Genomic DNA, 25,605 nt, shown 5'->3' with positions numbered 1-25,605 from the left:
AGACTTCCCAGCGTCCTGAGCGGCTAGCCTTCGAGCTGTTCAAACGCGCTGCTGATCATCTGTTCCAGTTCTTGCTCATCGGAGAGATACTCCGCGTGGATCGTAATGCCCGCCGCCACATAGTAGAAGGCGGCCTTGATCTCCTCTAGCGGGATTCCGTGCAGGCGTGACCAGCCCAGACGATACACCGCGAGCTGGACCAGCTTGCTCTTCAGATCCTTGCCGCTAGGAACTCGACCGGTTTTCCAGTCCAGCATCAGCCACGTACCGTCGTCCATCCGGAAGACGGCATCAATGCGGCCACGCACAGCCACCGGACCCACACGGGTCTCCAATGGAACCTCGACATAGGCCGGCTGCAGCTTGGACCATTCGCTGCATAGGAACGCTTCCTTCATGGATTCAAGGTCCAGCGCCTCATCAAGATAGCCATCTGCCGGATCCTGCAGGTCTCCCAGATCAAGCATTGACGTCTTCTCGTAGAACTCTTCAATCCAGGCATGGAACGCGGTACCGCGCCGTGCAGCGAGCCCCGGTCGACGCGGCACCGGGCGTCGAAGGTTTTCCAGTACCCCAACCGGGTCCTCGGCCAGCTCGACAAACAATGAAGCACGCACATGCTCTGGTGCCTCGATGCTGCGCTCACGGCCAGCCAAGAACTCGCGCTGGCCTAGAAGTTTCTCGGCTTCTTCAGCCCACTGCCTCCCGAAGCTGGTCAGCGGCTCATGATCTGTTGGAACGGATTCGAGATCCTTCGCCACTTCCGCAATGACATTGCGCCGTGAATACGGGTATGGAGTCTTTTGCACTCCCCCCGTGACGACGGGGCCTTCCAATGGATCGTACGGCCACAGCGCTTCAAGGGGCGTCAAAGTGCTCGGGTTTTGTTCCGGCGCTTCTTCGTCCTTCACCCAGACCCCGATCTCCGCCTGGGGTTCCTCGCCTTCGGCCAGCGGAAGCAAACAGGTGAAGAATTCTGATGGCTCGGTTGGCTTGGTACGGGTGCTCGTCCAGACGCTGCTACTGCAAATCAGCAATGACTTGGCGCGGGTCACCGCAACATAGGCCAGGCGACGCTCTTCGGCAATGTGGTGGTCCTCTACCTGGTCCTTGAAGACCGATTCGGCTTCCAGCAGTTCCTTCAAGGCCGGCTGTTCGGTGTCCCATTGGGGCAGGTCGCGGGCGTCGCCACGGATTTCCCAGGGCAGCGCTTTGTCACCGCTGGTCCACCGGTCGGATTTGGAACCCGGGAACACCCCGTCGTTCAAGGTCATCACCGCCACGATGTCCCATTCCAATCCCTTGGACGCGTGAACCGTCAGCAATTGGACTGCCGCGGGGTCAGCATCTTCGCTTGGCAGCGGTAGTCCCTTTTCCTTTTCGGCGGCCTGTTCCAGCCACATCAAGAAGCCGGACAGTTCAACGCGTGGCGCATTGCGGCAGTATTCGCGTACCACATCGGCGAAGGCATCGAGGTTGGCTCGCGCCTTGTCTCGAGATATCCACGGACGGGCAGCCACCTCGATGTCCAGGTTCATGGCGCGTTCGGTCTCGCGAATCAGCGTTTCAAGGTCGTCATTGGCCAGCAGCCGCAGGCCGGCGAGTTCATCGCGCAGGGCCGCCAAGCGCTCGTAGCCCGCTGCGCTAATGGTCCTGCCGTCATTGCTGGTCCACCCTTCCCTGGGCAGGAAGTCCAGTGCTTCGACGAGGCTGGCCGCATCATTGAGTTCGGCGCGGGCCGCCTCGGTCACTGCTTCTTCGGGGCTCTGCGCCTCTTCGCTTTCTGCCGGGTCTGGCTGCAGCCCGCGGGCTCGCCGCCGTTCCAGCTGGCGGGACCAATCGGCGAAGGCCATCAGGTCTGCGGCACCCAGCCGCCAGCGCGCTCCAGCCAATAAGCGCATGAGCTTGTCGGAGCGCAGCGGGTCAACCAGCACGTGCAGGTACGAGACCAGGTCGGTGAGCTCAGGGGTGCTCAGCAATCCGGATAGTCCCACGAGCTGGTATTTGATGCCCCGCTCAGCGAGCACCTCGCCCATGATGCTCAACTGGGTACGATTTCGCGAGAGCACCGCACTGGTCTTCGGCTCGGAAGATGCCCTATTCTCGGCAACAATCATGTCGGCTATGGCGTCTGCCTCGTCGCGAACCGTTGCGCAACGGTTGAGCACCACACGACCTGGCTTGGCATGCGCCGAGGAATCCAAGGGCTTGACCGAGACCGGGCCTTGATGCTGCGGCCCGCCGGCAGTGATGCTATTCGCTGCCGCGAGCACGTTGACGGTATTGCGCCATGCGATGGTCAGGTGCTTCACGTGGGCGACGTCCCGGCCTGTGTCCCGAACAATCGGGAAGACTTCTGGGAATCGGAACAGCTGACCGGCACTAGCCCCGCGGAATCCGTAGATGGATTGGTTAGGGTCACCCACCGCGGTGACCGGATGGCCTTCGCCATAGAGTTGAGAGAAGAGCACCATCTGCGCGTGCGAGGTGTCCTGGAATTCATCCAGCAGCACCACCTTGTGGCTAGCCCGTTCGGCGAGCGCAGCTGCCGGCACCTCCTGGGCGATACGCGCTGCGTGGGCCACCAAGTCGCCGTAGTCCATCACCCCGAGGCGCTTCTTTTCCCGGGCGTACTCTTCAGCCAACTCAGCGATGGTGGCACGTGAAGCCAGCTTGTCGATGAGCTTGAGGGCTGCTTGGGTAGTTTTCTTGGGCTTCTCTGCGTCCATCGGCAAGGTGCGCAGGCGTGCCACCAGGTCATCAATCCACTGATGGGCCTCAGGTGCGGTGACCAAGTGCTCGGATGCTTCCGAACTGAAGGAAACGATGGCATCAATCAGTGTGCTGGTGGCACTGTTCAGGTGCTCGTAGTTGCCGGTGTATCTTTCCAGCACCGAGTGGGCCACCTGCCATGATTGGGCCGCGCCCAACAAGGCACTGTCTTCTTCAAGGCCAAGCCGCAGCCCATGGTCTTGGACCAGGGTGTTGGCGTAGGAGTGGTAGGTGGATACCGCAGGGTCAAGGAAGTCCCGGGTTTCTTCTGGGCTGAGCAGACCGGTGGCCACAAGCTGCGCGATCTTGGCACGGATACGCACGGAAAGCTCTCCCGCTGCCTTGCGGGTAAAGGTCACCCCGAGAATCTCTTCCGGCCGGACCAGCTGGTTGGCTACCAGCCAGACGACTTTATCCGCCATGGTTTTGGTCTTGCCCGAGCCGGCGCCGGCGATGACCAGCATCGGTTCCAATGGCGCAGCGACTATCTCAGCCTGCTGCGCGGTGGGCGGAAACTGCTCGCCCAGGGCTGCGGAGAGTTCTTCTGGAGTGAATCTGATATTGCTCATGGTTCGGTGACCTGTCGTCCTTGGGCGCACAAAGGGCAGATTTCAGGCAGCGTGCAGTTGCCGAGGATCCCTGCGGCTCCCGAAACGTGCCGGGTGATGAATTCACTGTTTCCCATCAGCGAGGCAGCTTCGAAGATGAGCGCGCGGGCCCAGTCCCCTTCACCAATTGATGGTTGTTCACGGACCGAGGCGCCCTTGGTGCTGGTACCGACGTAGACCAAGGATGCGCCGGCTGGCTCATCCGGGAGTCCTGCAGTTTCCTCGTGATCTTGCAACGCGCCGAGCTGGATTGCGGTTTGGTAGACGCCTAGCTGCGGGTGTTCCAAGGTTGCGTCCTTGGATGGCGCAGTGGAACCGGTTTTCAGGTCAACGACCCTCACCTTGCCGTTGGCGTCAGCTTCGACGCGGTCGATAATTCCGCGAAGCTGGATATGCGTGCCGTCAGGGGCCGGGACCTCGATCTGGAACGGCATCTCGCGAGCCACCAGTTCGCGTCCTTCTTGGCGCATGGTGACGCAGTAGGCGGCGAACTTCTTGAGCATGCTATTGGCACGGTCGAAGTCCCTTTGACCTTCCCAGTTCTCCAGTTTTTCCAGCTCTGGCCAGCGTTGCTCCAGGATCTGCTGGTATTCGCTTCCGCTTGCATCGGGATGCTCTTCGGCGATGGAGTGGATCAGCGTACCCAAGGAGGCCGCGAAATCGCGGGCAGCGGTTCCACCAGCGCTTTGCACAAACCAGTTCAGCGGCGATTTCACCAGGGTTTCCACCTTCGACGGTGACACCCGCCGAGGCTGGTCTTCCGGGATAACCGGTTCATGGGTAGTCAGTTCGCGCAACCCCCACCAGGAACTTGGATGCGCTCCTCGCACCGGGCGCTCTGCCTGAGCCAGGCGTCCAAGCACGTGGGTGGCGTCCTGGTACAGGTTAGCTGCTTCCACATCGTCCGGCGCTGGCGCTGCCCCAAGGCCGGCGGCCCTGGCTCTCTCGGCGGTGCTGCGCAGCTCTGCCACCAAGGTTGGAAGCGAACGGATGCGCGGAACCGCGGTTGGTTCCCTGCCTTCTGGCCCCGGTGGCTCGACCAGATCCAGGAAAGAGGAAGGCTGGCTGTCTTCGTTATCGACCGCCGTGCAAATCAGCTGGTCTCCAGCACGGGAGACGGCATTGCTGAAGCTGCGCAATTCGTCGTTGCGGATTTGGCGTACCAGATGCGTTGGCGTTCGGGTGGCCAGGAATTCAATGCCATGCTCCGCGGCGTCGGCGAGCGCATTGGAACCGAGCAGCTCGCCACGGAGCCGGAGGTTGGGCCAGGAGCCTTCTTGCAGCCCGGGGATAAAGACCACTGGCCATTGCTTTCCGGCAGCGGCAGCGGTAGTGAGAACCGTGACGGTTTGCCCACCGGCAGCACGGGTTGCCAAGGAGTCCATGGGCAATTCCTGCTGCAAGATGTGCTCGATGAACTGCTGGACGCTGGCGCCGGGAAGCTGATCCACAAAACGTTCTGCGGCTTGGAAAAGCGACAGGACAGCATCCAGGTCATGATCTGCGCGGCGGGCGGCAGTGCCGGTGCCCAGGGCCTCTTCGCGCCAGGCCTTTGCCCGGCCCGAGGCCTCCCACATCACCCAGAGCGCTGTTTCCGGTGTAGCGGTTCCGCTGGCCAGTTCGTCTTGCAGCGCGGAGTACATCTTCAGCAGCCGGTTCAATCCGTAACCCGGCTTGCCCAATTTCTCGGCCATTGCCGGTTCACGCAGGCAGGATTCAAGCAACTCCTGGCTGGAGCGGCGTCCGCCGGCTGCGGCTTCCTGCTGGCGCAAGAGCTGGCGGATCCGGCGGATTTCCAAGGCAGTGCTCATCCCATAACGCGACAGCAGCAGGTTCTGCATCAGGAGCGGGTCATCGGTGACAGAATCGCTGAACGCCAAGTTCAACAGGTCAAGCAGCGGACGGACCGCACCTTCATCCTTCAATGGAATTTCGGCCGGCGGCACCTGCACGCCGATTCCCTGGCCTTCAAGAAAACGGCTGAAGGAGCGCACCTGTGAACCGTTGCGCACCACAATCGCAATTTCAGCGAGGCTGCGGTTCTCGTAGAGGTTCAGATGCACTATCCGCTGGGCAATGAAACGTTCTTCCAAGGTGGAATTCTCGAATACCAGTGCCTGGCACAGTTCGTGTTCCGGCACGTTCAACGGCTCAATAGCTCGTCCGCGCAAGCCTGCAGCCAGCGGCACGCGGCTGACGATCCGTTTCCATGCCTCGGTGATCTGTCCAGACATTCGATAGCCGTGGGTCAGTTCGAGGCAGGTCGCTTCGCCAGCACTCGCGTAATTCTGTGCGAAACGATGCAATTCATCGGTGCGGGCACCGCGGAATCCCTGAACTACGCTGTCGGGTGCAGCGAAAGCGACCATGGCGCGGTCCTTGCCGAGCAGAGCCAGGAGGCGGTGCTGCGACAGGGTGGCTTCTTGCAGGTCATCCACGAGGATCAGGGCCAACCGGTCCTGTTCTGCGTGCAGGAACGCTTCATTGTCTTCCAGAATTTGTGCCGCCCGGGTAATCAGCCCTGCCGGGTCGAAGGCTTCGGCGCTGCCCAAGTCCAGCAGGTCGCGGTATTCCTGGTAGAACAGCGCAGCAGCGTGCCATTCGGGGCGGTTGGCTTGCTGGCCGAGGTCAGCGATGTCTGCAGGTTCCAATCCCAGCTCTGAAACACGGTCGAAGAACTCGCGGATTTCCTTGCGGAAGCCGCGAGTCCCTACTGCCAGCGCCAGTTCGCTTGGCCACTGCGGTCCTTCGGTGAGGCCTTCGGCATGGCCTTCCAGCAGGTGGCCGATGAGGGTGTCCTGTTCCGGACCGGAGAGCAAGCGGGGAATGCGTTCGAGCTGGGGCAAGAGTCCTTCAACGCGGGCACGGCGGATCAAGTCAAAGGCATAAGCCGACCAGGTGCGAACCACCGGTTCGGTGAAAGTCCGTTCTGCTCGGCGGCTGAGCTCATCACGGATCGAGGCAGCGGTCAGTCGAGTTGGCCCGATGATCAAGAGGGCCTGCGGATCGAGCCCGGCGTCAAGGTGCGCCACCGCGGTGTCGATGAGCAGATGGGTCTTGCCGGTACCCGGAGCCCCAGTGACCAGGACCGGGCTTTCCACCGAATGCAAGTGGCCAAGGACCGAGGTGGCTTCTTCGCGGGGCTGGCTTCGGGTCTCTTCCATACTCATAGTTGATCATCCATCTCGGACATTTTGGGGTTGCCCAGCGCCGTACGCAGCGCGTCAATTTTTTCCCACGCCCAGTCGTTGGGGTTCCAGCGGTATCTATTCATGTTCACGTGACGGCCAGGTGCTGCCAGTTCTTCTGCGATCCAGTGCCGTTCTGCTGCTTCGGCAAGCGCATCGGCCATGGAACCGTTGGAGCGGATAATCCGCCACCATGGTGTCCCTTCCGGCGCGCTTGCCATCGCCTTGCCCGTTTGGCGTGCTCCCCCGCTTCCGAGAAGTTCTGCCACGTCCTTGTAGCTGAGCACCGCCCCTGCCGGGACGAGTGCTGCGAGGCGATGCACCGCCTCTGAATAGTCCAGGGGCTTTTCGGCTGCGTCAGATGTCATAGCCCTATTCTGCCAATTAGCTTGCAGGACTCCACAACACGCAATTCGCAGGGCCGTCCTGTCCCGCCTTGGCTGTAGCGTTATATCCATGACTGAATGGCACAAGGGCCTGGCAATTGGCTTTGATTTGGAAACCACTGGTGTTGATACCAATACTGCACGCATCGTTACGGCATCGGTTGTCTTGCTGGATGCCGATGGCAAAGTGGTGAACAACCGCGAGTGGCTGGTAAACCCCGGGGTCGAGATTCCAGAGGCCGCGGCCGCAGTTCACGGAATCTCCACCGAGAAAGCCCGCGCCGACGGTGCCCCGGCGAAACAGTCCGTTCAGGAGATCTTGAATTTGCTGAAGTTCGCCTCGGAGCAAGCGCCAATCGTTGCTTTTAATGCTTCGTACGATTTCTCAGTGCTCTACAGCGAAGCCGTTCGCTACGACCTTGAGCCGTTTTTCCCGGGCAATGTGATCGATCCGTTCATCATCGACAAGCAGGTTGACAAGTTCCGCAAGGGGAAGCGCACCCTTGCGGCGGCTTGCGAGTTCTACGGTGTAGTCCTCGAAAATGCGCACACCTCGTTGGCCGATGCAGTTGCCTGCGTCGAGGTCGCTCGCCAGCTGGGCGAACGCTATCCGCAGTTGCAAGTAGATCCGATGGTGCTGCACGGCTGGCAGATCGGTTGGGCGAAAGAACAGGCAGAAAGTTTCCAGAAATACTTGCGCAAGACGAAGCCTGAAGCTGTTGTCGACGGCGCTTGGCCTATCACCGAGTCGTAAAGATTGAAATAATCAGCTTCTTGTGCCCCGTTTCACATGGGGTCAACAGGCCTCGCGACCACCATGCGGAAGCCAATCGTTCATTTTCTGTCACAAATCAACAAATTATATTCGAAGGCTCCCCCATTAAGGCCTCATACTAAGAATCTTGACTGTAATTTCCCCTTGATTCGGGCGATTTTGTTCGATGATGATTCAATGGAGGGTACTCTCTACACCCTTTGAGAATCTGAAGGAACACGCCTAGTGATCACAGTCAGTGACCTGCGCAAGGTCTACCAGCAAGACGGCAAGGATGTTGTTGCCCTTGATGGTGTCAGCCTTGAAGTCCCTACCGGGAAAATTCATGGCATCGTCGGACATTCCGGAGCGGGTAAATCCACTCTCGTCCGTTGCTTGACCTTGCTCGACCAGCCCACATCCGGAACCGTTGCCGTTAACGGCAAGGAGCTGACCAACGTCAGCACCGACGAGTTACGGAATGCGCGACGTCGAATTGGCATGGTTTTCCAGCACGCGAACCTCTTCGACTCGCGCACCACCGAGCAGAATGTGGCATACCCGCTGGAGCTTGGTGGCATGCCCAAAGCCGAAATTGATGCCAAGGTCGCTGAACTCCTGGAGCTCGTGGGCCTGACCAGGTTCGCCAAAGGGTACCCATCCCAGCTTTCCGGTGGCCAGCGCCAGCGCGTTGGTATCGCCCGGGCGCTGGCCACCGATCCGGATGTCCTGCTCTGTGATGAGCCGACCAGTGCCTTGGATCCGAAGACCACCGATGAAATCCTCGATTTGGTCAAGAAGCTGCGCGATCGGTTGAACATCACCGTGCTGATCATTACCCACGAAATGCACGTCGTGAAGCAAGCCTGCGATTCCGTTTCGCTGCTGGAAGGCGGCAAGATCGTGGAGCACGGCAATATCGAACAGGTCATCACCAACGCCGAAGGCACTTTGGCTTCCACGTTGCTCCCGCTTCCGGGCGACGCACCACGCATCGAGGGCGAAGGACCGATCCTGGACCTGCTCTACACCGGCGGCCAGGCGACCCAGCCTGTCATCTCTTCCATTGCCCGCTTGTTCAATACCGATGTCAATGTCTTGGCTGGTTCGGTCGAGCAGCTTGGCAACCAGCAGTACGCGCACTTGCGCCTGCAGCTGGCTCCCGACGCGGATCTGGATGCAATCGTGAACCACCTGAAGTCCACCGGCATCGCCGTAACCGTGAAGGGAGCCAAGTAAGCAATGGATTTCTTCACCCCCACCGTACTCAAGGCCGTAGGCCAAGCGACCGTCGAAACCCTGCAGATGGTCTTGATCTCAGGTGTGATCACCGTGATCATCGGACTGCTGCTGGGTATCTTGCTGCATGTCACTGGCAAAGGCGGACTGGCGCCGGTCCGCTGGCTAAACGCGATTCTCTCCACGGTGATCGTGAACATCACCCGTTCCGTCCCGTTCGCCATCTTAATGGTCGCCCTGATTCCGTTCGCCGCGATGCTCATCGGCACCGCGCTGGGCCCGATCGCTGCCTCGGTCTCTTTGACCATCGGCACGGTCCCATTTTTCGCCCGCCTGGTGGAAACCGCCTTGCGCGATGTTTCCGCTGGCAAGGTCGATGCCGCGCTGGTGATGGGTTCCACCAAGCTGCAAACCATTCGCAAGGTCCTGGTGCCTGAAGCCATGCCCGGCATCATTTCGGCCGTCACCACCACTCTGGTGACCTTGATCGGCTACTCCGCGATGGCTGGCTTGGTAGGCGGTGGCGGTTTGGGTCGTCTGGCCTACAACTACGGCTACGTCCGCTACAACATGCCCATCATGCTTGCGACCATCGTGATTATCGTGATCATGGTCCAGCTGGTGCAGGTCATCGGTGATGCGATCGCCCGCAAGGTCGATCACCGCTAGTCAAAACTTCCGCCGGTCTATCCGGCGGAGCCGTGGAACCGCTGAGGACACGGCAAATCCACTCGCATCGTGCCTCACGGCTCTACCTAAGGAAAGACAAGTTATGCGCAAGAAACTCGCACTCGCCATCACCGGTGTTGCCACCGCATTCGCCCTGACTGCTTGCGGCAGCAGCGAACCAACTGCTGATGCTGCAGCGACCCTGGATCCGGCAAACCCTACGGTTATCAAGGTAGGCGCCAGCCCGGTCCCACAGGCAGACATCCTGAACTTCATCGATGAGAACTTGGCGAAGGAAGCCGGCATCGACTTGGAAGTCATGGAGATCGATGACTACGTCACCCCGAACACCGGACTTGCCGACGGCTCGCTGGATGCCAACTACTTCCAGACCGAGGCCTACCTGGCTACCGAGATGAAGGAAAAGGGCTACGAGTTCGCGCACGGCGCTGGCGTTCATGTGGAGCCAATGACCGTCTTCTCGAAGAAGTTCAAGGACGCCAAGGACGTCGCAGAAGGCACCAAGGTACTGCTGAACAACGACCCGGTGAATCAGATCCGCGGCATGCGCGTCCTGGAAGAAGCAGGGCTGCTGCAGAACCTCAGCGATGATGATTCCCTGCTGACCGTCAACGGCAACGCGGACAAGAACCCGCTGAACCTCGAAATCACTGACGCCAACGCCGAGCAGGTCGTCCAGTACTACAAGTCCGATGATTCCATCGGCTTGGCGGTCATCAACGGCAACTACATCGTCCAGGCCAAGCTGGACAAAGCAGAGATGCTTGCCCAGGAGTCGGGCGCGAACAACCCCAACGCCAACTTCCTGACCTGGCGCGACGGCGAAGAGACCCCGGCTGTTGCGAAGCTTGAAGAGCTGTTGCACTCCGATGAGGTCCGCGATTACATCGAGAAGACCTGGACCGACGGCAGCGTTATCGCCGCTTTCTAATCCGGTTTCCAGCCACGGGGCATTCCCGAACGCTTGAACCTTGACTGCCCGAGTTCCGTATACGGAACTCGGGCAGTTCCGTTTCCCACCGTCTTTCCAGGCTTAAATGAGCCAGGGCCAGGCAAGCACCTCACGGTGCCTGCCTGGCCCTGGCTGTTGCCCTCGGGAGCCTGCAATTAGGCCGTGGCGGCCGCAGCGGCCCGGGCAGCTGCTGGGAGGGCCGCGAAGATCTTCTCCATTGCGGCATCATCATGGGCCGCCGAGACGAACCATGCTTCGAAGACGCTTGGCGGCAGGTACACCCCGGAGTCCAGCATCGAGTGGAAGAACGGTGCATAGCGGAAGGCTTCCTGCCCCTGCGCGTCAGCGTAGTTGCGCACTCCCCTTTCGGAGGTGCCGAAAGCTACCGAGAACAAGGTACCGGCGCGCTGGATCGAGTGGTCCAGGCCAGCAGCATTGAAGGATTCGGTGATGGCACCCTGCAGCGCCTCGGACTGCTTGGCCAGGTGCGCGTAGACGTCCTCGGTCGCGTGGGTCAGCTGGGCGATGCCGGCAGCCATCGCTACCGGGTTGCCCGACAGCGTGCCTGCCTGGTAGACCGGACCCAATGGTGCCAGGTAGTCCATGACCTCAGCGCGTCCGCCCAGGGCCGCGGTGGGCAAACCGCCGCCGATGACCTTGCCGAAGGTGTAGAGGTCTGCGTTCCAGCCCTCTTCCTTGCCGGTCAGGCCCCAGTAGCCCGATGAGGAAGCGCGGAAGCCGGTGAGGACCTCGTCGAGGATCAGCAGCGCGCCGTGCTTGGCGGTAGTTTCCTTCAGGAACTTGTTGAATCCGTCCTCTGGAACTACGACACCCATGTTGCACGGAGCAGATTCGGTAATCACCGCAGCGATATTCGCACCGTGCTCGGCGAAGGCCGCCTCGATGGCGGCGCGGTCGTTATAGGGCAGCACCAAGGTCTCTGCTGCCGTGGCAGCGGTCACGCCGGCGGAACCTGGCAAGGCCAGGGTGGCAACACCCGAGCCGGCGTCGGCCAGCAGGCCATCGAGGTGGCCGTGGTAGCAGCCGGAGAACTTGATGACAAGGTCACGGCCGGTGTAGCCGCGGGCCAGGCGGACGGCGGTCATGGTGGCTTCGGTGCCGGTGGAGACCATGCGCACGCGTTCCACCCCGCCCATGCGGGACTTGATCAGCGCGCCGAGCTTGGCCTCATCCGGAGTGGATGCGCCGAAGGACAAACCGCGGTCCACGGCCGCGTGCACGGCAGCCTGGATCTCCGGGTGGGCGTGGCCCAGCAGTGCCGGACCCCATGAGCACACCAGGTCGACATACTCCTTGCCGTCGGCGTCGGTCAGGTATGCGCCCTTGGCACCGACCATGAATGGAGGAACACCGCCGACCGAACCGAAGGCGCGCACCGGGGAGTTCACGCCACCTGGCATGACTTCGCGGGCTTCGGCGAAAAGCTTTTCAGAGTTCGACATGTTATTACTTGCCTTCCTTGAGCCAGCCGGCAACTTCGGCTGCATAGTAGGTGAGGATCTGCTGGGCACCGGAGCGCTTGATCGACAGCAGCGATTCAAGCACGGACGCCTTGCGGTCAATCCAGCCGTTGGCGGCGGCGGCCTCGATCATCGAGTACTCGCCGGAAATCTGGTAGGCGGAGACTGGAACTGGGGAAATATCGGCAATATCGCGCACGATATCCAGGTAGCTCATGGCCGGCTTGACCATGATCATGTCCGCGCCTTCGGCAATATCCAGTTCAGCTTCCAGCACCGCTTCGCTGCGGTTGGCCGAATCCATCTGGTAGGTGCGGCGGTCCCCCACCAGCTGGGAGTCCACTGCCTCGCGGAACGGGCCGTAGAAAGCGCTGGCGTACTTGGCGCTGTAGGCGAGGATGGAGACATCCTGGCGCCCGGCAGCATCCAGTGCCTGGCGGATGACACCGATCTGGCCGTCCATCATGCCCGACGGGCCCAGCATGTGGGCGCCGGCTTCGGCCTGGGCCACGGCCATCTGACCGTAGATTTCCAAGGTGGCATCGTTATCCACGTTGCCCTGGGCATCGAGCACGCCGCAATGGCCGTGCGAGGTGAATTCATCCAGACAGACATCGGACATGACCACCAGTTCATCGCCTACCTCGGCGCGCACCGCGGCAATGCCGCGGTTCAAGATGCCCTGCGGGTCCAGACCGGCCGAGCCGTTCTCGTCGCGTACTTCCGGGATGCCAAAGAGCATGATGCCACCCAGCCCCAGCTCGGCCGCGTACGCCGCGGCAGCCTTCAGCGAGTCCATGGTGTGCTGGTAGACCCCCGGCATGGAGGTGATCTCGTTGGGTTCGACCAGTCCCTCGCGCACGAAGGCAGGCAAGATCAGTTGGCGTGCCGAAAGCTCATTTTCTGCCACCAGGCGGCGGATGGCAGGATTCTGCCGCAACCGGCGCGGGCGATGCTGAGGGAAACCCATGGCTCCTCTTTCTCCAGTTCTCATAACTTCTTATTCCGTTGTGCACACTTCCGGTCCCGGAGTTACCGGTGCCGGAGCAAATCTTGGGCCGCACGGGCCAGGCCCTGCGGGGTGGGAGCGGAGGCCACGGCATGCACCGGCAGCCCGGCACGCTCCATAGCCCGGGCCGTTGGATGGCCAATCGCGATGGTCTGCAGCTTCCCGGGCAGCTGCGTCCCTGCCAGCTGCACGAAGCGGCGGACCACGCTGGGCGCCGAGAAGACCACCAAATCCTGTTCTTCCAGTCTGTCACCGATCCGGTTCGCCGGTAGGACGTTGAGTCCGGCTGCCGCTTCCGGCTCAGAGACCGGGGTGCCGGGCGCCGGGGCATCCACGGTTTCATAGGCAATGAATTCGTTGACCTGCACCGGGTATTTGCCCAGCCCATCAGCCAGCGTGGAGCTGGCCAGATCGCCGTGCGGATAGCAGATCCTGGCACCCGGCTCAGGGATCCATGCCGCAAGCATGCCGGCAGCCGATTGCTCTTCAGCTTCGAAGTCCACGCTGCGGCCCAAGTGCCGCTTGATGGCCTCGGTGGACTTCTCTCCAACCGAGGCCAGACGCAGCTGCTCCGGCAGGAGCGCTCCAGCCAGCACCTGCTGCACCACCTTGACGGTATTCACCGAGGTGAAGACCAGCCAGGAGTAGTCTCCGGCGACCAGATCGCTGGCCATGCGCTGCAATGCGCTGCGGTCGGCGGGCCAAACAGTTTCGATCAGCTGGGCGCACCACGAGGTGATGCCCAGCCGATCGAATTCCTGCACGGTGGCCGCGGCACGTGCCGGGTTGCGCAGGATCAGTGCTTGATAAGCCATGGTCCGGAACTAGGCCAGCCCGGCAACTACGGCAGCGCCATCAGCGATCATCGACTGCGCCAGCGAACGGCCCAGCTGCTGTGCTGCATCCGCCGTGCTGCAGGAGATCCGCGCACTGCGGCGCATGGTCTGCGAGCCATCGGGGTTGCAGGCCACCGCTTCGAGGACCAGCTCATCGCCCTCGATATGGGCCAAGGCGCCAATCGGGGCAGCACAGCCGGCTTCCAATTCGGAGAGCAGCGCACGTTCGGCCTCCACCTGCATGCGGGTGGCGGCATCATCGAACTGCGCCAGAGCCGCATCCAATGCGCCGTGGCCGGTGCCCGCGGTACGGGTTTCCAGCGCCAAGGCGCCCTGGCCCGGGGCGGGCAGCATGATGGAGGGATCCAGGTACTCGGTGATGTGCTTGTCCAAGCCCAGGCGGCGCATCCCGGCAGCTGCCAGGATCACCGCGTCCAGGTCACCCTGGGTGCCGCGGCCCACGCTGCCATCATCCAGCGTCTTCCCGACACCCTTGACCCGGCCTAAGCGGGTGGGGACGTTGCCGCGGATATCGACAATCTCGAAGTCGCTGCGGTAGGCCAGCAGCTGGGCTGCACGGCGCGGCGAACCGGTACCGATCTTCGCACCCTGGGGCAGCTGGTCCAAGCCCAGCGAGTCGCGCGAGCACAGGGCATCGCGGACATCCTCGCGCGGCGGGATCGAGGCCAGGACCAAGCCCTCGGGCTGCGCAGTGGGCAGGTCCTTGAGCGAGTGCACGGCCAGGTCGCAGCCGGAATCGAGCAGGTGCTGGCGCAGCGCGGCGGCGAAGACGCCGGTGCCTCCGAGGGTGGCCAGCGAGCCGGTCACCACATCGCCTTCGGTCTTGACCAGCACGGTCTGCGCGGCCAACCCGGAAATCCCGGCCAGCTTCTGCGCGGCCCATCCGGTCTGGGTGGTCGCCAGCGCGCTGCCGCGCGTTCCTACGCGAAATGCTTCGGTCATGGCTGGGGTACACCAACTTCTGAATCGACTGCGCCGATGGTCGGGCGCAAGGTTCCGTCCAGGGCGCGCTTCTCGCAGCAGCCCGGACGGCAGACATCAAACCATGGGCCGCATTCGAGAACCGAGGTGCGGCCGGCGCGCAGGGCCTTGCCATCGGGGCCGGCCAGGCGTTCTTCGACCAAGTCCACCAGTCCGGAGATGAACGCCTGGTGGGTGCCCGGGGTGGCGACGCGGTCAAAGGCCAGGCCCAGTTGGGCGCAGCTGTCCTTGGCTTCGGTATCCAGATCCCACATGACTTCCATGTGGTCCGAGATGAAGCCGATGGGCACGACCACGACGCCGGCGACACCGGCTGCGGCATCCTCTTCCAGCGCGTCGTTGATATCCGGTTCCAGCCATGGCACATGCGGTGCCCCGGAGCGGGACTGGTAGACCAGGCTGTGCTCCAGGCCCTTGGCCTCCTCCACCTGGGACAGGATGTAGTTGGCCACCGCCTGGTGCTGGCTGGTGTAGAGATTCCCGTAGCCTGCGGCCCGGATACCTTCGGGTCCTGCGGCCTCGGCGTCGGCCATCGGAATGGAGTGGGTGACGAAGACGATCTTGATCGCCCCGTCTTCCTTGCCCGCTTCGGCCAGCTGCGCACGCACATTGGCCAGCGAGGAACGCAAGGACTGCGCAAAGGGCGTCACGAAGGCAGGAGTGTCGAAGAACTGGCGCAGCTTGTCCACTTCCACCACACCGTCCAGCCCGGTGTTGACTAGGCCCATGCCCGCATCCTCGCGGTACTGGCGGCAGGCCGAGTAGCCGGAGTAGGCGCCGGTGCCCATAAGCAGCACCTTGCGGTGGCCGTCGGCAGCCAGCTGCTTGAGGGTGTCGTCGATAAACGGGTGCCAGTTGCGGTTGCCCCAGTAAATGGGCAGGTCGATGCCGCGGGTAGCCAGCTCTGCCTCCAGCGCGGCCTTCAGTGCACGGTTCTGCGCGTTGATTGGCGAGACGCCGCCGTTCTTGCGGTAGTGCACCGCAACTTCTTCCAGGCGCTCGTCAGGGATGCCGCGGCCCTCGGTGACCTTGCGCAGGAACGGGATGACATCATCCTGCCCTTCCGGTCCGCCGAAGGATGCCAGCAAGATGGCATCGTAGGACTTGGGAATCATCTGGCCGTTGCGGTCATATCCCTCGCGGGGGTCAAAGGCCTGGCTCACTTCAGTACCTCTAGCGCTTCAGCTGCCGAGATGCGGCGGCCGGTGTAGAACGGAGTCTCCTCACGCACATGGTGGCGAGCTTCGGTGTAGCGCAGGTGGCGCATCATGTCGACGAGATCGATCATGTCGTCGGCTTCGAGGCAGATCTGCCATTCGTAGTCGCCGAAGGAGAAGGCCGCTACGGTGTTGGCCAGCACGTTCGGGAATTCGCGGCCCAGGATGCCGTGGTCGCGCAGCATCTTGCCGCGGGCCGCCGGATCCAGGGTGTACCACTCGGTGGAGCGGACGAATGGGTAAACGGTCATCCATTCCTTCGGATCCAGGCCGCGCGCGAACGCTGGCGAGTGGTCCTTGGCGAATTCCGCTTCACGGTGCACGGCCATGGTGGAGTAAACGATTTCGGTGCCGGCCAGCAGGGCCGAACGGCGGATCTTGCGCATCGATGCCTGCAGCAGCTGGGCCGATGGCCCGTGCACCCAGAACATCACGTCAGCGTCCTCGCGCATGGCCGAAACGTCGTAGATGCCGCGCACGGTGGCGCCTTCGGCGGCCAGCTCGGCGACCAGCGCATCGAATTCAGCGGCAGCAGCCTCGGAACGCTCGACAATTTCCGAACGCTTGAAAATGGTCCAGAGAGTGTAGAAGAACGTCGGGTTTTCTCCTGCATTTTCGCGTTCACGAATTACTGGGGAATTATGCTCCGGTGCGTTGCTCACTTGATATTCTCCTTGATCTGGTTTCGGACAAAAGTCCAGGATAGTTGGCCCGGGTGCGGTTAGCGGGCGCTGATCGCGACGGCACTGCGGGCTTGGGCGATAACTCGCGCCAGTCCGGTGCCGGCAATCCATGCGCCAACCACATCGAGCCCTTCGAAGCCCGACAGGCTGCGCTGCAGTTGCGCGCGGCGCGTGGTAGCGGCCTGGCCCTGCAGCGGAACCATGTCGCTGAAGCGTGAAACGGTGCTTCCCAAGACATCATCAAGATGCAATTGAACACCGAGAATCTTTGAAGCATCTTTGATTGCCTGGTCGATGAGAGCTGAATCATCTCCGGATTCGACAAGTTGCTCATGTTCGCCGATTCGTCCAAAGGACAGGCGCAGTACGTGGGTGCCAGGGCCGGCCTCTGCGGCGAGCCAGGGCCACTTGGCCGTGGAATGGGTCAGCGCCTTGGCCGTCAGCGGGGCGTTCCTGGAGACCAGCACACCCGATCCGCGCGGGGCATCATCGAGTTCCGGCTTATCGACCACCAGGATCGCCAAGGCAATGGCATTGGCACCGCTTTCGCCGGCGATCCGCTCTTCTGGTGCCAGCAGGGGGTTCAGCAGGTCCAGTGCCGGCTCTGCCGGCGTCGCGAGAACTACCCGGTCAGCGAGCAGTTCATGGCCCAAGGTCGTGACTGCATACGGAGTTGGCGACTGCGCATCGTGGCGCAAGGAGGTCACCGGCGAATTGCGCACCAGCGCAACGCCAGCCTGCTCCAGCTGGGACACCAGGGCTTCGACCATGGTGTACATGCCGCCGTTGAGGCCAGCCACACGGGAACCAGCCGGAGCCGAAGCCTGCAGCCGGGTGACGGCGCGGGCCAGCGAACCGGTCTCCTGCATGGCTTGGCGCAGGCCAGGCGCGGCGGCGTCAATGGAAATCTTGGCAGGGTCGGTGGAATAGACGCCGTTGATGACCGGGGCCACCAGCTGGTCCAGTACCGCCTGTCCCATGCGGGAACGGACCACTTCAGCGATGGTCAGGTTCTCCGTGGCCCACTTCTTGTTCATGGGCGTGATCAGATCCGCTGCGGCACGCACGGTGGCCGGTCGGCCAATGATGCCGCGCACCTCGTCGGTGCGCACATTGCCCGGGATGCCCAGCATTGCGGTGGCAGGCATCTGGTGAGCATGAATTTCCTGCTCTTCCCCCTGGATGAGCCAGGCCCGCTCTCCGGAGGTCCTGGCGATCTGCCCGCCTAGATCCAGCTCGTCGAGGTAGGAGGAAACAATGCCGCCACGCAGGGCGAAGGATTCCGCGCCAGCATCAATCTCCATGCCGGCAACTTCGGTGGTGCGCACGCAGCCACCGAAGTTCGCGGTTGCTTCCAGCACGGTCACTTCGTGTCCGGTCTGGCGAAGTTCACGGGCAGCGACCAGGCCGGCGATGCCGCCACCGATCACCACCGCATGCGGGGCCAATGGCTTCTGGGCCTGATCGGCCGATTCGCTCTTCGCTAGGCGTGCTTCGCTGGCGCTGCGCACCTTTTCCAGCAGGCGCAAGGCATGCGCTGCGGCATCGTTGGCAATATCGCGTCGCGGTTTGGACGCGCCGGTGGCTTCAGCTGAATCCCCTGCGCGCAGATTGCGCTGTTCCTTGCTCACGTGCCTAGCACCTTCTACCTTCACAATATGCCGATGCCCTGTTCCCTGCCCATGGCCTCGAGGGCCAGTTGGAACACAGCGTTAAACCTAGCTTAGACCTGTTGAATTACAGCGAGTGAATGAGCTCCACCACACGGGTCAACACGGTTGGGTCGGTGGTTGGCGGAACGCCATGGCCCAGGTTCACCACATGTCCGCGGGCCTTCTTGCCTGCTGCAACCACTTCGCGCACGTGCGCCTCGAGGACTTCCCACGGGGCATCGAGCAACGCCGGGTCGATGTTGCCCTGGACCGAAACGTCCTGGCCCAAGCGTTCAATCGCGGTTTCCAGCGGGATGCGGTAATCCACGCCCACGGTATCCACGCCAGCATCGCGCATGGCGGTGAGCAGTTCGCCGGTGCCGGTTCCGAAGTGGATCAACGGCACGCCCAGGTCGCGGACGTAGTCCAGGGACTTCACCGAGTACGGGGCGACGTGCTTCTGGTAGTCCGGAAGCGAGAGCGAACCAGCCCAGGAGTCGAAGAGCTGCGCGGCCGAGGCGCCGGCTTCAACCTGCGCCCGCAGGAACTTGCCCGAGGCGTCGGCAGCCCAGGTCATCAGTCCGTCCCAGACATCCGGGTCGGTGTGCATCATGGTGCGCGGGCCCAGGTGGTCGCGGCTTGGCTTGCCCTCGACCATGTAGGCGGCCACGGTGAATGGCGCACCGGCGAAACCGATCAGCGGGGTCTTGCCCAGCTCGGCCACGGTCAAGCGCACGGCTTCGCGGATGGGTTCCAGCGACTCGTCCGTCAGCTCCGGAAGGGCAGCTACCTGCTCCCTGGTGCGAATCGGGGTGTCCAGCACCGGGCCAACGCCTGGCACGATGTCCACGCCAATGCCTGCAAGGCGCAGCGGGATGACGATGTCCGAGAAGAAGATGCCGGCGTCCACCTTGTGGCGGCGCACCGGCTGCAAGGTGATCTCGCTGGCCATGGCAGGGTCAAGGCAGGAGTCGAGCATGCTCACTCCTTGACGCAGCTTCAGGTATTCAGGCAGCGAACGGCCAGCCTGGCGCATGAACCACACCGGGTGATGCGACGGCTTCTTGCCGGTCAAAGCGTGGATCAAAGCGGAATCTTGGGTACGTCCATCAATCAACGGATGGTTCTGCGACAGGGTCATGCCCCAATTCTGCCAACTCTTCAGATTAAAAGCCCATTTACTGCGTTCGCCCGCAGGGGAAGGTGAGCAAACTAACCCCTTGGAACCATGCGGATTTAGGCACACCTGCGTTGTCTGCCGGTATTTTCCGGCCTATTCTGGGGTCACTGTGGTTTTCTTATCTCTTGTCGCATCGCATTCCCAGCTCGATCTGGAGACCGTCGCACAAATCAGTGCTTCGGCCGACGGGCTGGCAGCTGCCTCCGTTAACGGTTCGGCGGCTATCAATGGCGCCGTCGTGCTGGCCACCTGCAACCGCTTCGAAGTCTACGCAGACGTGGACCACGTGGAGGACGCAGCAGAACATCTGGTCAACGAGCTGGCAGCAAGCACCGACCTCTCCCCCGAATTCCTGGCCCGCCGTCTCACCACGCTGGAAGGCGACCCGGTAGTTGAGCACCTCTTCTCCGTAGGCGCCGGACTGGACTCGGCCGTTGTCGGCGAACGCGAAATCGCTGGCCAGGTGCGTCGAGCACTGACCCAGGCGCAGCAAGAGAAGACCACAACCAGCAACCTCACCCGCCTGTTCCAGAACGCCACCCGCGCGGCCAAGGATGTCGGTTCGAATACCGACCTTGGCACCCAGGGCAAGTCCGTGGTTTCGGTGGCCCTCGATCTGGCCGAAGAACTGGCCACTGAAGGCCGCGACTGGTCCGAGCAGGATGTTGTGCTCTTTGGCACCGGTTCCTACGCTGGCGCCACCATGGCGTTGCTCAAGGAACGCGGCGTCCAGCGCATTTCGGTTTACTCGCATTCCGGGCGCGCCGCAGATTTCACCGCGAAGCGCGGCGGTTTCCCGCTCAGCGACGAATTGCTGCCGCAGGCCCTGCGCGAAGCTGACATCATCGTTGGCTGCTCCGGCGGCGGTCACCAGTTGGCCCGTGCAGAGCTTGAAGCGCTGCGCGTGAAGAAGCACCCGCTGATCGCCATCGACATGGCGCTCACCCACGACTTCGATCCGACCATGGTCGAACTGCCCGATGTTGAACTGATTACCTTGGAATCGGTGCGCATGGCCGCCCCGACCGAGCAGGCCATGGCCGTTCACGCGGCTAGCCGCATCGTCAAGAACGCCACCGCAGAATTTGCCGCCGCTCAGCGTGAACGCGAGGCCGACTTCGCGATTGTCGCGCTGCGCCAGCACACCAAAGCCGTTCTGGATGCCGAGATCGCGAAGGTCCGTGCCCAGCACGGCTGCAGCGCCGCGGCCGAGGAAGTCGAGCTGGCCATGCGCCGCATGGTGCGCCAGCTTTTGCATGTGCCTACCGTGCGTGCCCGCGAACTGGCAGGCGAAGGCCGCACCGGCGAATACGTCTCGGCCCTGGAAACCCTCTACGGCTTGGAGCTCTCGCAGCCGGAGCCCGGGAAATCGGAGACTACGCAGGCCCTGGGCAACTGTCCAGCCGCCCCGGAAGCCAAATCAGCGTAGAAAACCTGATTTCCCCCAGCATATTTCCACTTTCCGCACAGAAGCATGGAATACTACTTCCAAGTAGATTATCCACCCGAGAATTCCTTTGATGACTTGGGAGCTGATCACTCTGCAGCTGGAAAGGCCCCATTCGACATGACGGAACTCGAAAATATCAAAGGCACCCGCCCGCAACGGATGCCCCGTGAAGCGCGTCGTCGCCAGCTGCTGCAGGCAGCGCACCAGGTTTTCGTGGCCCATGGGTACCATGGTGCGTCCATGGACGAAATCGCTGAAGTCGCCCTGGTTTCCAAACCGGTGCTCTACCAGCATTTCCCCGGCAAACGCGAACTCTACCTCGCCTTGCTGGATTCGCACCTGGCCGACTTCAGCCGTCAGCTGGATGAAGCGATCCGCTCCACCAGCGACAATCGCGAGCGCGTCTTCGCCACCATCAACACCTACTACAGCTACATCAAGGGCGAATCCCAGGCGTACCGCCTGATCTTCGAATCCGATGTGCTCTCGGACCCGCTGATCGCCCATCGCATCGAGCAGTTCAACAGTTCGCTGGCTTCCTCCATCGCCCGCGTCGTGGTCGAAGATACCGACATGAGCGAGGAGGAAGGCCTGCTGGCAGGCCGTGCCCTGGCAGGCCTCTCCCAGGTTTCGGCGCGTTACTGGGCCACCAGCAGCTCCTCGGTGGACCAGAATGCCGCCGTGGATCTCATCTCCCGTTTAGCTTGGCGCGGAATTTCGCAGTTCCCGAAAGAAAACTAGCTAAATTAGTGTTCAGAGGCCCCATACGGGACACCTATTTCGTTCGAGAGGATCTGCGACAATCATGGAAATCCGCATTGGCATTCAGAATGTAGCCCGCGAAGTTGTACTTGAATCCGAGCTCAGCAACGCCGAAGTCAATGAGCTGGTCTCGAAGGCGATCGCCGACGGCACCGTTCTGGCACTGAAGGATCCAAAGGGCCGCGAGGTCCTGGTGCCTGCTGCTGGCATCGCTTACGTTGAGGTTGGCCCGGAAGAAGTCCGCCGCGTCGGCTTCGCACAGTAGAGCTTGTTGCGCGCCGAGGCATCGCCTTGGCAGCTGGTGGCCGGTTTCGCTTAGAAGCGAAACCGGCTATTTCTTCGCCCAAATGGTGATTTGACTCACCGAGTCATGGTATTGCTAAGGGGTGACTGAACGAAGAATCCGCAGCCCCCGCCCGGTTCCCGCCAACTCGCTGGCCCAGCTACTGCTCGGCCTTGAAGCAGAGTTCGAGGTACCGGCACCCTTCGACGAGCAAACCCTGAAAGCCGCGGAACTGGCGGTAGCCCAGGTCCAGCACCCCGAAGAAGACGCCACCGGCATCCCGTTCTTCACCATTGACCCGCTCGGCGCCACCGATCTCGACCAGGCGATGTTCCTTGAACGAAACGGCCAGGGCTATACCGTGCACTATGCGATCGCGGACGTTCCCGCGTTCGTGACCTTGGGCAGCCAGCTGGACCAGGTGGCCCGCCAACGCGGTCAGACCTATTACCTGCCGCACCGCAAGATCACCTTGCACCCGCCCCTGATTTCCGAAGACCAGGGCTCGCTGCTGCCAGACCAGGACCGGCCGGCCTTCCACTGGAAAATTTCCCTGGATGCCGATGGCGCCCTGGGCGAGGTCCAGCTGAACCGCGCGCGCATCCGTTCCCGCGCCCAGCTCGACTACGCCTCCGCCCAGGCCCGGCTGGATTCGGGGGAACCCGATGAGCAGCTGGAATTGCTCGCCGAAATCGGTGCTGCGCGCCTGCTGCAGGAGCAACTGCGCGGCGGCGCCTCATTGAACCTGCCGGACCAGGAAATTGAAGAAGCAGGCGACGGCTACAAGCTGGTCAGCCGCACCCCGCTGCCCCTGGAAGGGCACAACGCGCAGATTTCCCTGCTCACCGGCATAGCCGCAGCCCGCATCATGCTCGAGGCCGGTGTGGGCATCCTGCGCACCATGCCCGCACCGGATGAAGCGGACCAGCAGGAATTCCGCACCCAGACCCAGTTGCTGGGCACGCCGTGGGACGCAACGCAAAGCTATGGGCAGTACCTGCATGCATTGGATGTCAGCGACCCGAAGCAACTGGTGATCATGCATCGTGCCGCTGCGCTGTTCCGCGGTGCGGACTACCGGGTCATAGCCGGGCAGCCCGAAGAGGAACTGATCCAAGCGGCACTGGCGGCACCCTACGCGCACACCACCGCGCCGCTGCGCCGGCTCGTGGACCGCTTCGTGCTGCTCACCTGCCACCTGCTTTCCACCGGCCAACCGATCCCCGAGCAGCTCGCCTCGGCCCTGGAAGAGCTGCCCGGGCTGATGCGTACCAGCAGCATTGCCGCCAACCGGGTGAACAATGCGGCCGTCGACCTGCTCGAAGCCTATGTGCTCAAAACACGTGTCGGGGGAGAATTCCAAGCCATCGTGCTGAAGTCAGCCGAGCAAAAGGAAGATGGAAAGATTCGTCCCGGAGTGCTGCAGCTGGCCGATGAACCGGTCACCGGAGAGTTTTCCGGTTCCGCCCAGCCGGGCACCTTGGTGCGCGTAAAGCTGGTCCAAGCTGATCCCGTGGCCCGCAAGATCAGCTTCGAAATCGTGGCCTGAGACTCCTAAACCCGGGTTTCCGGGCAAAACCGGCTATGCTTGGCCTATTAGTAAATAGGATGCCCGATCGCAATGGGCTGATAGATGAAACAGTTTTATGGCGACTTCCCAGCGGCCGCCATCCCGCAGGTGCTTGACCAAGCCACCTAACGTGAAAGTAGCGATCGGCTCCGCTGGATTCGTGCGGTATCCGCATGCTCCTGGCTTGTTGCAAGCCGGAATGGAGCAGGTACCGTGCCCACATGAAACGAGAACAAAGACATCGTGACTGACACGACGCTTTCGGCCCCAGTGGCCGAACCACAAGACAATGAGCCAACCATCGCAGAGCCGATCAAGCAGAGCTTTGCCGATTTGAAGGTTCGCGAAGACATCGTTGCTTCGCTTTCGGAAGCCGGGATCGAGTACCCGTTCCCCATCCAGGCCCTGACCCTGCCAGTTGCCCTGGGCGGCAACGACATCATCGGCCAGGCCAAGACCGGCACCGGCAAGACCCTGGGCTTTGGCATCCCTGCCCTGCAGCGCGTGATCCGCGAAGGCGACAAGGGCTACGGGGATCTTGAATTCCCCGGTGCCCCGCAGGCACTGATCGTGGCCCCGACCCGCGAGCTGGCCATCCAGGTCGGCGCCGACCTGGCCCAGGCATCGAAGCACTCGAACATCTCGATCACCACCATCTACGGCGGCCGTCCCTACGAAGAGCAGATCAATGCCCTGAAGGCCGGCACCGACGTGATTGTCGGCACCCCGGGCCGCTTGATCGACCTGAACCGCCAGCGCGTGCTGAACCTCAAGCAGGTTCGCACCGTGGTACTGGACGAGGCCGACGAGATGCTGGACCTGGGCTTCCTGCCCGATGTCGAGCGCATTCTGGCCGCGTTGCCGCCGGTACGCCAGGCGATGCTGTTCTCGGCCACCATGCCCGGCGCCGTGATCACCATGGCCCGCCGCTACATGACCCGTCCCACCCACATCCGCGCCCAGGATCCCGGTGATGATGACTCGCTGACCAAGCGCAACATCCGCCAGCTGGTCTACCGCGCGCACAACATGGACAAGGACGAGATGGTGGCCCGCCTGCTGCAGGCCGAAGGCCGCGGCAAGACCATCATCTTCACCCAGACCAAGCGCTCGGCTGCCAAGCTGTCCGATGAGCTGGTGGACCGCGGCTTCAACGCCGGTTCGCTGCACGGCGATCTGGGCCAGGGCGCCCGCGAGCAGGCCTTGAAGGCCTTCCGCGCCGGCAAGGTCGACATCCTGGTAGCTACCGATGTCGCGGCCCGCGGCATCGACGTGGATGACGTCACCCACGTGGTCAACCTGCAGTGCCCGGATGATGAGAACACCTATCTGCACCGCGTAGGCCGTACCGGCCGTGCCGGCAACACCGGTATCGCGGTCACCTTCGTGGACTGGGATTCGGTGCCCCGCTGGTCGCTGATCAACAAGGCGCTGGGCCTGAACGTTCCCGAGCCGGTAGAGACCTACTCGTCCTCGCCGCATTTCTTCGCCGACTTGGGAATCCCCAAGGGCACCAAGGGCCGCTTGCAGCGTGCCAAGAAGACCGCGGCAGCTGAGGGCGATGGCTCGCCACGCCGCGAGGATTCGGCGCGCACCCCGCGCCGCCGCAGCAATTCGCGTACCCGCACCCGCACCGTGAACGGCGAGCAGACCCAGCAGCGCGGTGCGCAGGACTCCGGCGCCGAGCAGGAGGGCGCACGCCACGGCCACTCCAAGGGCAAGCAGGACCGTCCGGCACGCGAAAACGAGCGCCACCGCGAAACCCATGCTTCCAGCGGGGAGCAGGAGGCGACCGAGGGCGCATCCGCTGCCCGCCGACGCCGTCCGCGCCGCCGCACCCGCAGCACCGAAGCAGGCGGCCAGGACTAATCCCCAGTCCAACCGGTCAGCC

General features: G+C 62.5%; 20 protein-coding genes. 9 read left to right on the top strand and 11 right to left on the bottom strand.

Features of this window, described 5'->3' with window-relative positions; genetic code table 11:
- Window positions 1–23: 23 nt before the first annotated feature.
- The 3 genes from EDF61_RS07720 to EDF61_RS07710 are packed head-to-tail and all read right to left on the bottom strand — an operon-like array spanning window position 24 to window position 6,936.
- Window positions 24–3,341 carry an ATP-dependent helicase gene (locus EDF61_RS07720; protein ID WP_105661508.1) on the bottom strand — a complete coding sequence of 1,106 codons (3,318 nt, stop codon included), beginning with the start codon at window positions 3,339–3,341 and terminating at the stop codon, window positions 24–26.
- Window positions 3,338–6,550, bottom strand: coding sequence for an ATP-dependent helicase (locus tag EDF61_RS07715; RefSeq protein WP_133833705.1), 3,213 nt, complete (start codon window positions 6,548–6,550; stop codon window positions 3,338–3,340). Before EDF61_RS07715 ends, EDF61_RS07720 begins: the two co-directional genes overlap by 4 nt.
- Complete coding sequence (locus EDF61_RS07710) at window positions 6,547–6,936, bottom strand: MGMT family protein (RefSeq protein WP_166650728.1); 390 nt, start codon at window positions 6,934–6,936, stop codon at window positions 6,547–6,549. Before EDF61_RS07710 ends, EDF61_RS07715 begins: the two co-directional genes overlap by 4 nt.
- Window positions 6,937–7,024: 88 nt before the next feature.
- Between EDF61_RS07710 and EDF61_RS07705 the strand changes: the two genes are divergently transcribed.
- From EDF61_RS07705 to EDF61_RS07690, 4 genes are all read left to right on the top strand, one after another.
- Window positions 7,025–7,708 (top strand): 3'-5' exonuclease, encoded by a 684-nt coding sequence (locus EDF61_RS07705; protein ID WP_105657505.1) that lies wholly within the window; start codon window positions 7,025–7,027, stop codon window positions 7,706–7,708.
- A gap of 246 nt (window positions 7,709–7,954) precedes the next feature.
- Complete coding sequence (locus EDF61_RS07700; protein WP_105657506.1) at window positions 7,955–8,947, top strand: methionine ABC transporter ATP-binding protein; 993 nt, start codon at window positions 7,955–7,957, stop codon at window positions 8,945–8,947.
- Between the two features lie 3 nt (window positions 8,948–8,950).
- Window positions 8,951–9,616, top strand: a complete 666-nt coding sequence (locus EDF61_RS07695) for a methionine ABC transporter permease (RefSeq protein WP_105657507.1) — start codon at window positions 8,951–8,953, stop codon at window positions 9,614–9,616.
- Between the two features lie 103 nt (window positions 9,617–9,719).
- Complete coding sequence (locus EDF61_RS07690; protein WP_105657508.1) at window positions 9,720–10,568, top strand: MetQ/NlpA family ABC transporter substrate-binding protein; 849 nt, start codon at window positions 9,720–9,722, stop codon at window positions 10,566–10,568.
- Between the two features lie 176 nt (window positions 10,569–10,744).
- Here the strand turns inward: EDF61_RS07690 and hemL are convergent, their stop codons facing one another.
- From hemL to hemE, 8 genes are all read right to left on the bottom strand, one after another.
- Window positions 10,745–12,052 (bottom strand): glutamate-1-semialdehyde 2,1-aminomutase, encoded by a 1,308-nt coding sequence (gene hemL / locus EDF61_RS07685; RefSeq protein WP_400288341.1) that lies wholly within the window; start codon window positions 12,050–12,052, stop codon window positions 10,745–10,747.
- 4 nt (window positions 12,053–12,056) lie between these two features.
- On the bottom strand, window positions 12,057–13,040 hold the full coding sequence (gene hemB, locus EDF61_RS07680; protein ID WP_105657510.1) for a porphobilinogen synthase: 984 nt from the start codon (window positions 13,038–13,040) through the stop codon (window positions 12,057–12,059).
- Window positions 13,041–13,102: 62 nt separating this feature from the next.
- Entirely contained in the window at window positions 13,103–13,894 is a 792-nt protein-coding gene (locus EDF61_RS07675; RefSeq protein WP_133833704.1) for a uroporphyrinogen-III synthase, read from the bottom strand.
- Window positions 13,895–13,903: 9 nt separating this feature from the next.
- Window positions 13,904–14,878 carry a hydroxymethylbilane synthase gene (gene hemC / locus EDF61_RS07670; protein WP_133833703.1) on the bottom strand — a complete coding sequence of 325 codons (975 nt, stop codon included), beginning with the start codon at window positions 14,876–14,878 and terminating at the stop codon, window positions 13,904–13,906.
- Complete coding sequence (locus EDF61_RS07665) at window positions 14,875–16,080, bottom strand: ferrochelatase (protein WP_133833702.1); 1,206 nt, start codon at window positions 16,078–16,080, stop codon at window positions 14,875–14,877. The genes hemC and EDF61_RS07665 overlap by 4 nt, the downstream gene beginning before the upstream one ends.
- Window positions 16,077–16,763, bottom strand: coding sequence for a hydrogen peroxide-dependent heme synthase (gene hemQ, locus EDF61_RS07660; protein ID WP_105657676.1), 687 nt, complete (start codon window positions 16,761–16,763; stop codon window positions 16,077–16,079). The genes EDF61_RS07665 and hemQ overlap by 4 nt, the downstream gene beginning before the upstream one ends.
- A gap of 92 nt (window positions 16,764–16,855) precedes the next feature.
- Entirely contained in the window at window positions 16,856–18,448 is a 1,593-nt protein-coding gene (hemG, locus tag EDF61_RS07655; protein ID WP_166650727.1) for a protoporphyrinogen oxidase, read from the bottom strand.
- Between the two features lie 106 nt (window positions 18,449–18,554).
- Window positions 18,555–19,610 carry a uroporphyrinogen decarboxylase gene (gene hemE, locus EDF61_RS07650; protein ID WP_133833701.1) on the bottom strand — a complete coding sequence of 352 codons (1,056 nt, stop codon included), beginning with the start codon at window positions 19,608–19,610 and terminating at the stop codon, window positions 18,555–18,557.
- 148 nt (window positions 19,611–19,758) lie between these two features.
- Between hemE and EDF61_RS07645 the strand changes: the two genes are divergently transcribed.
- The 5 genes from EDF61_RS07645 (at window position 19,759) to EDF61_RS07625 (ending at window position 25,583) form a co-directional block, all read left to right on the top strand.
- On the top strand, window positions 19,759–21,078 hold the full coding sequence (locus EDF61_RS07645; protein ID WP_105657516.1) for a glutamyl-tRNA reductase: 1,320 nt from the start codon (window positions 19,759–19,761) through the stop codon (window positions 21,076–21,078).
- Window positions 21,079–21,216: 138 nt separating this feature from the next.
- Window positions 21,217–21,840 (top strand): TetR/AcrR family transcriptional regulator, encoded by a 624-nt coding sequence (locus EDF61_RS07640; protein WP_105657677.1) that lies wholly within the window; start codon window positions 21,217–21,219, stop codon window positions 21,838–21,840.
- Window positions 21,841–21,904: 64 nt separating this feature from the next.
- Window positions 21,905–22,126: a DUF3107 domain-containing protein gene (locus tag EDF61_RS07635; protein WP_105657517.1), complete on the top strand. Its 222-nt coding sequence runs from the start codon at window positions 21,905–21,907 to the stop codon at window positions 22,124–22,126.
- Between the two features lie 121 nt (window positions 22,127–22,247).
- Window positions 22,248–23,693: an RNB domain-containing ribonuclease gene (locus EDF61_RS07630; protein WP_133833700.1), complete on the top strand. Its 1,446-nt coding sequence runs from the start codon at window positions 22,248–22,250 to the stop codon at window positions 23,691–23,693.
- Between the two features lie 264 nt (window positions 23,694–23,957).
- Window positions 23,958–25,583 (top strand): DEAD/DEAH box helicase, encoded by a 1,626-nt coding sequence (locus tag EDF61_RS07625; RefSeq protein ID WP_133833699.1) that lies wholly within the window; start codon window positions 23,958–23,960, stop codon window positions 25,581–25,583.
- Window positions 25,584–25,605 lie beyond the last annotated feature (22 nt).

This window comes from Arthrobacter sp. JUb115, assembly GCF_004365035.1.
Taxonomy (GTDB): domain Bacteria; phylum Actinomycetota; class Actinomycetes; order Actinomycetales; family Micrococcaceae; genus Glutamicibacter.
The sequence above is the reverse complement of the archived record's forward strand: the minus strand, read 5'-3'. Positions and strand labels throughout refer to the sequence as shown.